The organism is Baekduia sp. (assembly GCF_035318805.1).
Classification (GTDB): domain Bacteria; phylum Actinomycetota; class Thermoleophilia; order Solirubrobacterales; family Solirubrobacteraceae; genus Baekduia.
This window is the reverse complement of the sequence record NZ_DATHDY010000016.1, coordinates 200,109-211,680: the sequence shown is the minus strand read 5'-3', so window position 1 is coordinate 211,680 and position 11,572 is coordinate 200,109. Positions and strand designations below refer to the sequence as shown.

The 11,572-nt window shown below is 70.6% G+C and carries 11 protein-coding genes; all 11 read right to left on the bottom strand.

Going from position 1 to position 11,572, the window contains the following annotated elements; translation table 11 throughout:
- Positions 1–379, bottom strand: a 379-nt coding sequence (locus VK501_RS03920) for an epoxide hydrolase N-terminal domain-containing protein (protein ID WP_324334836.1), incomplete at its 3' end; no start/stop codon positions are given.
- A gap of 829 nt (positions 380–1,208) precedes the next feature.
- The gene (locus tag VK501_RS03915; RefSeq protein ID WP_324334834.1) at positions 1,209–1,385 is read right to left on the bottom strand and encodes a hypothetical protein; all 177 of its coding nucleotides are present in this window, start codon (positions 1,383–1,385) and stop codon (positions 1,209–1,211) included.
- Between the two features lie 314 nt (positions 1,386–1,699).
- The gene (locus VK501_RS03910) at positions 1,700–2,191 is read right to left on the bottom strand and encodes a hypothetical protein (protein WP_324334832.1); all 492 of its coding nucleotides are present in this window, start codon (positions 2,189–2,191) and stop codon (positions 1,700–1,702) included.
- Positions 2,192–2,542: 351 nt separating this feature from the next.
- The gene (locus tag VK501_RS03905) at positions 2,543–3,751 is read right to left on the bottom strand and encodes a type II secretion system F family protein (protein WP_324334830.1); all 1,209 of its coding nucleotides are present in this window, start codon (positions 3,749–3,751) and stop codon (positions 2,543–2,545) included.
- Positions 3,752–3,754: 3 nt separating this feature from the next.
- Positions 3,755–4,837: a type IV pilus twitching motility protein PilT gene (locus VK501_RS03900; RefSeq protein ID WP_324334828.1), complete on the bottom strand. Its 1,083-nt coding sequence runs from the start codon at positions 4,835–4,837 to the stop codon at positions 3,755–3,757.
- 78 nt (positions 4,838–4,915) lie between these two features.
- Positions 4,916–5,881, bottom strand: coding sequence for a hypothetical protein (locus VK501_RS03895; RefSeq protein WP_324334827.1), 966 nt, complete (start codon positions 5,879–5,881; stop codon positions 4,916–4,918).
- A gap of 54 nt (positions 5,882–5,935) precedes the next feature.
- Positions 5,936–6,883, bottom strand: coding sequence for an aldo/keto reductase (locus VK501_RS03890; protein ID WP_324334825.1), 948 nt, complete (start codon positions 6,881–6,883; stop codon positions 5,936–5,938).
- Positions 6,884–6,957: 74 nt separating this feature from the next.
- Complete coding sequence (locus tag VK501_RS03885; RefSeq protein WP_324334823.1) at positions 6,958–8,778, bottom strand: GspE/PulE family protein; 1,821 nt, start codon at positions 8,776–8,778, stop codon at positions 6,958–6,960.
- Complete coding sequence (gene aroE / locus VK501_RS03880) at positions 8,747–9,616, bottom strand: shikimate dehydrogenase (RefSeq protein WP_324334821.1); 870 nt, start codon at positions 9,614–9,616, stop codon at positions 8,747–8,749. Before aroE ends, VK501_RS03885 begins: the two co-directional genes overlap by 32 nt.
- 16 nt (positions 9,617–9,632) lie before the next feature.
- The gene (mltG, locus tag VK501_RS03875; protein ID WP_324334819.1) at positions 9,633–11,156 is read right to left on the bottom strand and encodes an endolytic transglycosylase MltG; all 1,524 of its coding nucleotides are present in this window, start codon (positions 11,154–11,156) and stop codon (positions 9,633–9,635) included.
- Entirely contained in the window at positions 11,153–11,563 is a 411-nt protein-coding gene (ruvX, locus tag VK501_RS03870; RefSeq protein WP_324334817.1) for a Holliday junction resolvase RuvX, read from the bottom strand. The genes mltG and ruvX overlap by 4 nt, the downstream gene beginning before the upstream one ends.
- Positions 11,564–11,572 lie beyond the last annotated feature (9 nt).

Here is an 11,572-nt window from a genome sequence, read left to right as displayed (position 1 = left end):
TGAGCAGGTCGACGATCTTCATCTGCTCGATCACCGAGCCGGGCCATCCGTGGCAGACGACGAGCGGCAGCGCGTCCTCGTGCTTCGAGCGAACGTGGACGAAGTGGATGTCGAGCCCGTCGATCTCGGTGATGAAGTTGGGCACCGAGTTGAGCTTGGCCTCGCACTTGCGCCAGTCGTGCTCGGTCTCCCAGTAGCGCGCGACCGCCTGGATCGTCGCCAGCTGCACGCCCTGCGACGCATCGTCGACGCCTTCCTTCTCGGGCCAGCGCGTGGCCGCGATGCGGGCGAGCAGGTCTTCGAGGTCCGCCTCGGGGAACTTGACCGTGAACGGCCGGACTGCCGTGGCTTCCGCTGACCTGTCAGTGGTGGCAGACATGCGGGATCCTCCTTGCTTGCAGGCACCGGCCCGTCGCACGAAGCCTGATCGTGTTAATGCACTGCGCGCCCGTGGATGGCCCTGGGGTGTGCTGCGGGGGCTCAAGTCGAGCGCTGACTGGGAGCGCAAACTGACTCTACGCGCGCCAACGCCGCGACGCCAAAGAACTCGAATGCGCAGTGTTGTGGCACTGCACTGCCCTCGGCGGCAGAGCGACGAAATGGCAGGCGCGCCGGTTGGAGTCGGCAGCCAGGTCGGCGCGGCGCCGCGAGGGACACGGCATGGGCGCCGCTGCGGAGGCAGCATCTCGCCGGCGCGCGACTCCGTCCCTCAGCGGCGGGCTCGACCGGCCACCACTCTCGCTTTCCATGCGCAGGAGCACTGACCAACAGGCGACAGGCGACCGCAGCTTTCGCGGAATCGCAGAGTGCTGCTCGTCGTCCGATGCAGCAGCGACGGCAGAACATCCCGCTCTTCGTTCCGAGCGAAGGGCCGGGCGTCGGTGCGGACGCTGAACTTGTCGCGGCGATGCGGGTCTGGGGATGTCGCTGTGAACGGCCAGCGTGCCGAGTAGCGACCTACCGTGAATAGCGGGACCGGACTCGACGGGCTCGGCGCCCCGCTCGCCGATGCGACGCGCCAACGAGTTGTCGTAGGTCCCTTTTGCCAGCATCAATGGTCCCGCGGGACGGCGCGCGGGGAGCGACGCGGACGGCAGGATCGACGGGGTCACCGACGGGGCCGCGCTGGAGGACAGCACGCGGTCAACCATCGACAGGCGGCAGCCCCGGCCGTCCTGCACTCAGGAGAGGTTTCTGCCAATCATGTCTCACCGAAAGCCCCTGGCCGCGTTGGCGGCCGTCACGGCCGCACTCGCCGTCGTTGTCCCGGCGGCGAGCGCGAACGCCTCGACGTTCGGGCCTGGGCCTGGCGTTCCCTGGCCGGTCGTCAGCCCCGTGTACACGCCCTCCACGGTGCTCTGCAGCTCGTTGGTCTTCCAACTCAACGGTGCGGAGCTGGTAGGGAACCCCATCTTGGCGAACGCGATCGGCGGGACGTTGATGGATATGGGCTGCGGGGGTGCGGCCATCTAGCCGTCGCGGCTGGGCGCCGATACAGCTCCGGGCGATGCTGTCATGAGCGCGGGGGGCGCGACGCCCCCCCGAGCCCGGCGCTGAGATTGCCGCCCGAGGCGACGCCCAAGCCCCGCCTCGTCAACGGCACCCGATTATTCAGCGACCCGCTTCCGCTTTCCCATGCTCAGGAGGAGCGCGGATGCGCTGCTCCTGTTCGTCCAAGGCGGCAGCGGTTGACCGGCGGCTACCGGCGTACTCCGCACCCCAGGGTGCGGAACTTGATGTAGCGAGACGAGCGGAGGGTGACGGTGCGGATGATCTGCCGGTGACCCGTGATCCGGACGGTGAGCCGCACCTTCGATCCTGGCGTCACGTGGGCGAGGTGGGGATCCGGCTTGTCGTTGCCGACGGACGAGGCGTAGCAGTGACGCGCGCGCTTGCCGAACGGCACGGGGTCCGCGTCGGACCCCGAACTGCCGACGAGGAAGTTGGCTCGCACCCCTTGGCGGTCTACAGGCAGAGAGCGGCTCATCCGCACCCGGACCTGAAAGTACGGTGCGCCGTCGCTCGTCCCTTCGACAACGACGACGGGCTCCCTGGTCAGCCGGAAGTCCGCGGTCGCGGGGGCGGAGGTCGGGGCGATCACGGCGTCCGGCGGACGAGCAGGCGACGCGCCCGCCACCACGACAGCGGCGCTCAGCGCCGAGGTGATCGTAAGGACGGCAGTGGATACCACGGAGCGGCGAATGCTCCTTCTAACGCACCCGCGCGACGAAGGACGCGGTAAGTGCGCTACTCGTTTCCATGCAACGGAGCACCCGCTTCGTCGCGCCCGCGTTACACCGCTATGCCGCACGGGAGCGGGCCGAAGCGCGTCCGGCAACGCGGTCGGCCCGGCCATCCCCACCCGGCGCCCTGGGATCGGCGGCGCTTTGGCTCTGTGCCGCGGATCGCGGTGTTGCCACCCCTGCGAAAACCTGAGAATGGACCGAAACCTGAGAACCGGCACGGCCCGTCGGGGCGAGCTTTCCGAAAGCCGCTCTGTGCAGGTAGTTCTCGGGTTGTGAAACCCGAGAACGACCCCGCCCTACTTGATCGAGTCGTACACCTTGAACAGCGGCATGTACATCGAGATCACGATGAAGCCGACCATCCCGCCGACGACGATGATCATCACCGGCTCGAGGATGGACGCCAGCTGCTTGACGGCGGCGTTGACCTGGTCCTCGTAGAAGTCGGCGATCTTCGACAGCATCGTGTCCATGGCGCCGGTCTCCTCGCCGACGCCGACCATGTGGCTGACCATGCCCGGGAAGACCGACGCGGCCTTCAGCGGATCGGAGATCGTCCCGCCCTGGCGCACGCTCTCGATGACGTCGCCCATGGCCTTCTCGATGCACCAGTTGCCGGCGGTCTTACCGGTGATCTCCAGCGCCGCCATGAGGGGCACGCCGGCGCTGATCAGCGCCGACAGCGTCCGCGACCAGCGCGCCAGCGCGATCTTCTGGACGATGTCGCCGATCTTCATCGGGATGCGGAGCTTGAAGGTGTCCCAGAGCCGGATGCCGGAGGCCGTGGCCTTCCACTTGCGGAATGCGTACACCGTGCCGCAGGACCCCAGGATGAGCGCCCACCAGTAGCCGGTCATGACGTGCGACAGCCCGACGGTGAACTTGGTGATCGTCGGGAGGTCGCCACCGAACTGTTTGAAGACCCCCACGAAGACCGGTACGAGGAAGACGACGAGGGCGATGAGCACGCTGAACGCGAAGCCCATCACCACGAGCGGATAGGCCATGGCCGCACGCACCTGGCGGCGCAGCGAGTCGGCGGACTCCAGCTGGGAGGCGACACGCTCCAGCGACTGGTCCAGCATGCCGCCGGTCTCGCCGGCGCGGGTCATGGCGACGAAGAGCTGGTTGAACACCTTGGGATGGCGCTCGAGGGAGTCCGACAGCGGAAGCCCGGCCTCGACGTCCTTGCGGACCGCGACGAGCGTCTCGGCGAGCTTCTTGTTCTCGGTCTGCGCCTCGAGCACGTACAGCGAGCGGAGGATCGTCATGCCGCTGCTGACCATGGTGGCGAGCTGGCGGGTGAGGATCGTCAGGTCCTGGGGCTTGATCCGGTTCAGGAACCCGATGTTGAGCTGCTTGGAGCCGTGCTTGCCGGCGATGTCGAGGACGATCAGGCCGCGCTGCTTGAGCTGGTCGGCGACGACCTGCTTGCTGTCGGCCTCGACCTCGCCCGACGCCTTGGCGCCGGTCATGTCCATGGCCTTGAAGACGTAGGTCGCCATGGCTCAGGCCGCCATCGTCATTCCGGTGCCCATGAGGCGCCGAAGGTCGTCTGGGCTCGAGGAGCGCGCCTCGGCAGCGCGCTGGCTGATCTTGCCCGCTCGCACCAGCGCCGCGAGCGCCGCGTCCAGGGTCTGCATCCCAGTCCCCGCGCCGGTCTGCATCGCCGACAGGATCTGGTGGGTCTTGCCCTCGCGGATCAGGTTGCGGACCGCTGGCGTGGGCACGAGCGTCTCGCAGGCCACGACGCGCGCCGAGCCGTCGGCGGTCGGGATGAGCGTCTGGGTCATGACGCCCTGCAAGGCGACCGACAGCTGAACCCGCACCTGGGCCTGCTGGTGGCTGGGGAACACGTCGATGATGCGGTCGATCGTCTGCGGGGCGCTCTGGGTGTGCAGCGTGGCGAAGACGAGGTGACCGGTCTCGGCGGCGGTGAGCGCGGTGCCGATGGTCTCCAGGTCGCGCATCTCACCCACGAGGATGACGTCGGGGTCCTGACGGAGCGCCGCCTTCAGCGCGGCGGCGAAGCTGGTCGCGTCCGACCCCAGCTCGCGCTGGTTGACCATGCACTTCTTGTGGCTGTGCAGGAACTCGATGGGATCCTCGATCGTGAGGATGTGCTCCTCGCGCGACTCGTTGACCTCGTCGATCATCGAGGCCAGCGAGGTCGACTTCCCCGAGCCGGTCGGGCCGGTCACCAGCACCAGGCCGCGCGGCTTCTTGCAGAAGTCGTGCACGACCGGCGGCAGCCCGAGGTCGTCGATCGGGACGATCTGCGACGGGATCAGCCGGAAGGCCGCGCCGATAGCCGAGCGCTGCAGGTAGGCGTTGACGCGGAAGCGCGCCACCCCGGGCACCGCGTAGGCGAAGTCCAGCTGCCAGTCGGTCTCGAGCCGCTGGCGCTGGTCGTTGGTGAGGATGCCGAACACGAGCTCGCGAGTGTCGGTGGAGTCGAGGACCGGGTAGTCGTCCAGCGCCGTGAGGCGTCCGCGGACCCGGATCATGGGCCGCGAACCGGCGGTGATGTGCAGGTCGGACGCGCGACGCTCGAGGACGTCGAGCAGGAGTTGGGCGAAGTCGAGTCGCATCGCCACGATGGTCGACGCATCCACCCCGTTTCTTGAGCGGGCAGGCCCCGACTGGACGGCCCGCGGAAGGGGCGGGCGTCAGCCGCGCGGCAGCCGGGCCCAGGACACCTGCCGGGTCGCGTCGTCGGCCACCCACAGGCTCGCGGCCGTGAGCATCGCTCGGCCCCTGGCGGCGACGACCCAGCGGCGCCGGTCCGAGAGGCGCATGACGTGCAGGCGCGCCGCCGTACCGCGCGGCCGCCAGGCGACCCAGCCGTCACCGAGCGTCACGGCGATGGCCGTGGTCAGCGACGCGGGCGCCTTCACCGGGCGGGCGAGGCCGCAGCGGCGCAGCTCGTGGTGGACCGGGTTGGTCGGCACCGGGTGCCCCGTGCGCGTGTCGACGATCGCCCACCCTCCGCGGTACTCGACCGGACGGTAGGACGGCCCGGAGTAGCTATCGGACCACGCGACCGCCTGCGCCTGGATCGGCGCGCAGTACGGCAGCACGAGCGTGGCGGCGTCGTAGTCGAAATGCGTGGCTTGAGCGTCGTCCTGGCCGCTGCGGAGCTCGCCCGTCCGCCAGTTCTGCACCCACCGCGCGTCGGACTTGTTGCCCGGCGTCGAGACTCGCAGCCACTGCGACCCCACCACGTCAGGCGCCGACGGCTGGCCATCGCGCAGGATCACGTCGGGCCGGGCCAGCACGGTGCCGGCGAGGTCGGTGATCGCGACGTGGCGGACGGACTTGGAGTCGGACGGGTTCTGCCGGTTCTGGAGGAGCTCGCCGCCGCAGTCCCACGCCAGGTGGTTCCCGCCCGCCGCGGCGAACCGGCAACCGGCCACGGGCGGGACGCGCTGCTGGACGAGCGCGTCGTCGATGACCCCAGCGGTGCCGTCCGATGTCCGGAAGGCCAGCGCGCCCGGCTCGGCGACCTGCGGCGCGTCATAGCCGTTGAGCACCGTGGTCGCCTTCAGCGGGTTCGGCGGGCCGGCGAGCGCGGCGGTGGGCGCCGCGGCCATGGTGGCGGCGACGGCGAGGATTGCGAGAGGCGTCTTCAGCATTCGGCCCTTCAACGATGCCCCGGCGCCGAAGTTGCGCCGCGTCGACGGTTCGTCTCAGTACCGCGCGCCGACCGCCTCGGGGAGCGCGTCGAGCTCGTCGAGGTCGTCGGACTTGAGCAGGACGTCGGTCGCGGCGACGTTCTCCTCCAGGTACGGGATGCGCTTGGTGCCCGGGATCGGGACGACGTGCTCGCCCTGGGCGAGGACCCACGCAAGCGCGATCTGTCCGGGCGCGGCGTCGTGGCGCTCGGCCACGCGGCGGACGGCGTCGACGATCGCCTGGTTGGCCGCGAAGGCCTCCTGCTGGAAGCGCGGCCAGCGCCGGCGGGCGTCGTCGTCCTCGAGCTGGTCGCGGTCCAGACGGCCGGTCAGGAAGCCGCGGCCCAGCGGCGAGAACGGGACGAACGCGATGCCGTGGAGCGCGCACAGCGGCAGGATCTCCGCGAGCGGGTCGCGCGTCCACAGCGACAGCTCGCTCTGCACGGCGGCGATCGGATGGACGGCGAGTGCGCGCTCGAGCTGGTCGGGCGTCACCTCCGACAGGCCGATGCCCGTGGCCTTGCCGGCGGCGACGACCTCGGCCAGCGCGCCGACGGACTCCTCGATCGGCACGTCCGGGTCCGGTCGGTGCAGGTAGTACAGGTCGACGTGGTCGACCTCCAGGCGGCGCAGCGAGCCGTCGATCGATGCCTTGATGTGCTCGGGCCGGCCGTCGCGACGAACGTTCTTGGTGTCCGGATCGTCCACGAGGAGGCCGCACTTGGTTGCGAGCGTCACCTCGTCGCGGCGGCCCTTGAGCGCGTGGCCGACGAGGATCTCGTTGGTGAACGGCCCGTACACGTCGGCCGTGTCGATCAGCGTGGCGCCGAGGTCGATCGCGCGGTTGATGACGGCGTCGGGGTCCGTCCCCTCCCGGTTGCCGTAGGCCCAGCTCAGGCCCATCGCCCCGTAGCCGATCGCGCCGACCTCGGGCCCGTCGATTCCCAGCTGTCGCGTCTGCATGGGCTCCACCATGACGGGTCAAGTCCTCGCACGCGAGTTGTAGGACTCGGTGCGCAGGACGTCGCCGCGCCGGCTCAGCCGGTGCCCGTGACGCGCGCCACTTCGGCGATCGACGTGCGGCCCTGCTTGACCTTCTCCAGGCCGTCGTCGCGCAGGCGGCGCATGCCGTCGCGCATCGCAACCTCCGCGATGCGGTCGGCCGGCGCGCGCTCGATCGCCAGCCGGCGGATCTCGTCGGTGATCGTCATGACCTCGTAGAGGCCGATCCGGCCCTTGTAGCCCGAGCCGCCGCAGCGCGAGCAGCCCTTGGGGTCATAGGCCTCGATGTCCACGTGGCTGCGGAAGCCGTGGTCCTGCAGCACGGGCGCGGGGATGATCGTTCGCTCCTTGCAGTTCTGGCACAGCGTGCGGCACAGGCGCTGGGCGATGACGCAGTCCACCGCCGAGGCCACGAGGAACGGCTCGATGCCCATCTCGACCAGGCGGGTGATCGACGTCGGCGCGTCGTTGGTGTGCAGCGTCGAGAGCACGAGATGGCCCGTGAGCGCCGCCTCGATGGCGATCTTGGCCGTCTCGGCGTCGCGGATCTCGCCGACCATGATCACGTCGGGGTCGGCGCGCATCATCGCGCGCAGGCCGTTGGCGAACGTGAGGCCCGCCTTCTTGTTGACCTGCACCTGGGTGACGCCCTCGAGCTGGTACTCGACGGGGTCCTCGATCGTGATGATGTTCTTCTCGGGCGTGTTGAGCTCGCCGACCGCGGCATAGAGCGAGGTCGACTTGCCCGAGCCGGTCGGGCCGGTGACGAGCACGGCGCCGTAGGCCTGGTGGAACGCCTTCTGGAAGCGCGCGGCGTCGTCCTCGTCCATGCCGAGCTTCTCGAAGTCGAACTGGACGTTGGACTTGTCCAGGATGCGGATGACGATGTTCTCGCCGTGCACCGACGGCAGCGTCACCACGCGCAGGTCGATGTGGCGGCCGTCGAGGCTCAGGCCGACGCGGCCGTCCTGGGGCAGGCGACGCTCGGCGATGTCGAGGTCGCTCATGATCTTCAGGCGCGACACGACGCCGCTGACCATCCGCCGCGGGACGGTCATCGTCTCGACCAGCACGCCGTCGATCCGGAACCGCACCCGCATCGAGCCGTCCTCGGGCTCGAAGTGGATGTCCGAGGACCCCTGCTCGGCGGCCTGGGCGATGATCTGGTTGACGAGCTTGATGACCGGCGCGTCGTCGGCCGACTCGCGCAGGTCGACGATCTCGCCCACGCCCTCGTCGGGCGAGAGGTCGATCTCGGCGGTGGCGGCGACGTGGTCGAGTCGACTCTGTCGCGAGATCAGCATCGCGATGTCCTCGCGCGAGGCGACCGCGACGCGAACCTCGTAGCCCGTCATCAGGGCGATGTCGTCGACCGCGAGGACGTTGGCCGGGTCGGCCATCGCGATCAGCAGTCCGCGCTCGCCCACGAACGAGATCGGGACCGCCTCGTAGCGCTTGGCCGACGCGGGCGCGATCAGGTTGGCCGCCGACATGTCGACCTGGAAGACGTTGAGGTCGAGGTGATCGAGGCCGTGGCGCTCGGCGACGGCGCGCGCGAGGTTGTCGAGGCTGATCGCGCCCTGGTCGAGCAGGACGTGCTCGGGCGTGGTGCCCGTGGCGCGCGCGGCCTCGACAGCCTGCTCCACGCGCGGGCGGTCCGAGAAGCCGAGCTCGACGATGACGTCGGTCAGGAAGCGGGCGCTGCCCCCGCCGGTGCGACGCGGCGGGGTGATGCCGTTCCAGTCGGCTGGACGTTCGTTCGAGCCGGCAGGGACGATGGGCGGCGCCGCGACGGTCGCCGCGCCGTTGCCCCCGCCCGCGACGTCACCGATCGGTGCGCCGGGGATCGGCGGCACGGCGGTGAGATGGGTCGCTGGTTCCGGGGTCATGTTCGTCGGGGCTCGATCCACGCGCGCTGTCCCGCATCGCGTCGATGGGCGCCTCCCGGCCGGTCCAGGCCTGGAAGCTCAACGCGCCCTGACGGACGAGGACCTCCAGGCCATCGACCACCGTGCATCCCCGGCGTCGCGCTTCCGCGACGAGCCCGGTGCCGCCGGACCGGTAGACCAGGTCCGCCACGGTCGCGTATGTGCCCAGCGCATCGGCATCGATCGGCAGCTGCTTGAACTCGCCGTCGGAGAGCCCGACACTCGTGCAGTTGACCAAAAGATCCGCGGCCAGCGGCCGAATGACGGCTTCGACGCCCAGATCCTCGGCCAGCCGGCAAGCGCGCTCCGGCGTCCGGTTCCAGACCAGCACGCGGGCGGCGCCGGCCTCGCGGAGCGCGTAGGCCGCGGCGCGCGCGCTGCCGCCCGCGCCGAGCACCAGCGCGACCTTCCCCGCGGGAGCGTCGGGCAGGGCGGCCAGGAGGCCGGGCGCGTCGGTGTTGGACGCCGCGATGGCGCCGTCGGCGTCGAAGCTCAGCGTGTTGGCGGCGCCGATCGCGCGGGCCGCGTCGGTCGCCGAGTCGGCCAGCGCCAGCGCCGCCTCCTTGTGCGGGATCGTGACGTTGGCGCCGACGAAGCCCGACGCCGGCAGCGACCTGACCGTCTCCTCGAAGATCTCCGGCGGGGCGGGCAGCCGCTGGTAGTGCCAGTCGCGCAGCCCGAGGGCCGCGAAGGCGGCGTTGTGCATCGCCGGCGAGCGGCTGTGCGACACGGGCCATCCGAGGACCCCGAGGCGGTGCATGGTCATGCGCCGGCCGCTGGGCTCAGCAGTGCGACGGGTCCTTGCCGCCGAGCTGGTCACGCTTGCGGTTGTAGGCCTGGACGTCCTTGGTGAACTGGGCGTCGGAGGACGAGAACGCGTGCGCGCCGTTGCCGCAGGGCTTGACGACGTAGAACAGGTAGGACACGTTCGCCGGCGCCAGCGCGGCCTTGATCGACGCCAGGCCGGGGCTGCCGATCGGCGTCGGCGGCAGTCCCTGGCGCGTGCGCGTGTTGAAGGCCGAGTCCTTCTGCAGCTCGGACTGCTTGAGCGGCCGGGTCCAGTTGTCGAGGCCGTAGCGCAGGGTCGCGTCGATTCCGAGCGGCATGTGGTCCTTGAGCCGGTTGTAGATGACGGCCGAGATGAGCTTGCGGTCCTTGGCGACGCCCGCCTCGCGCTCGATCATCGAGGCGATGATGAGCACGTCGTAGTCGCTGAGGTTCTTGCGCTTGGCGCCGCGACGGTCGAGCTTGTTGTAGCTCTCGCGGAACGTGGCCAGCTGCTGGGCGACGAGCTTGCTCGCGGTGGCGGTCTTGGCGCCTCGCTTCAGCTCGTAGGTCGCCGGGAACAGGAAGCCCTCGAGCGTCTTGGTGCCGCGCGGGACGCCGTAGTTCTTGAGTCCCGTGACCTCGCGCGGGTTGCGGGTCGCGGCCTTGACGTAACTGCCGCTCACGGCTCCGCGCACCGCCGGGGCGGCCTCGCGGATCGAGCGACCCTCGGGCATGGTGACCTTGACCGTCGGCGCGGCGGCGGGGTTCTGGGTCAGCGCGTCGAGCGCGGCGGTGTAGCTCATGTCGCGCTTGAGCGTGAAGCTGCCGGCCTTCAGGTCGGCGCGCTTTCCGGAGAGGCGCGAACGGATGTTGAAGAAGAACGCGGAGTCGATCACGCCCTGCTGGGCCAGCTCGTCGCCGATCTCCCCGGCGGTGGCGCCCGGCTGGATCGTGACGCGCACGGGGTGAGCCGCGTCGCCCTCGCCGGCGAACGGCTGCGCGACCCGGAAGGCGAAGTAGCCGACCGCGACGACGACCACCAGGACGAGCAGCGGGATGAGCCGGCGGCCGCGCCGCGCGCGCGGGAGGCCGCGCTGCCTGGGCGGCCGCTTCTGCCGGCCCTTGGGTCCCGCCGGCCGCGGACCGGCGACCTCCGGGAGGTCGCGGACCGATGGCGCGGCGACCCGACGGACGCCCGCGGGCGCCTCGTCGCTCGCCGGCACGGTGACGGGCTCGGGCTCGAAGACCGGCTCGGGGTCGGGCTCGAAGTCCGGCTCGGGCTCGTAGACCGGCTCCGCCTGGTCCTCGAACGGGAGCAGTCCCGCCTCATCCGACACAGGTTCGTGCGTCTCCTGTCGCGGGGCCTGGCCCTCAGGAGGAAGTGTGGAGGCGGGCTCGGGGACCGGCGGCAGCGGCCGGCCCTCGCGCTCCGCACGCCGGCGCTCGCGCTCCAGCCGCGCGGCCTCGCGCTCGGCGGCGCTGCGCGCGCGCTGCTCCGCGCTGGTGCCCTTCTTGTCGCCGCCGAACAGCGGGGTCATCCGATCTCGCTTCCGTGGCGGGCCAGCCAGTCCTCGAGGAGCACGGCGGCGGCGCGGGAGTCCTCGCTCGTGCGCGCGTGGGTGGGTGGGCCCGACTTCGACGCGATGGCCGTCGTGAAGCGCTCGTCGTAGAGCTCGACGGGGATCGGCTTGACGCGCTCGCGCAGCCGATCGGCCCACTCGCGCGTCTCGCGCGTCTGGTCGGTGTCGCGCCCCGACAGTCCGAGTGGCAGCCCGACCACGATGCGTCCGACCTCCCGCTCGCGCGCGAGGTCGGCGACGCGCACGAGGCCCTTGCGGGTCCCTGGTCGCTCGATGTGCTCGATGGGCGTCGCGAGCGTTCCCGTAGGGTCGCTCAGCGCACAGCCGCACCGGGCCGAGCCGTAGTCCAGCGCCAGCACACGCATGAGGCTAGA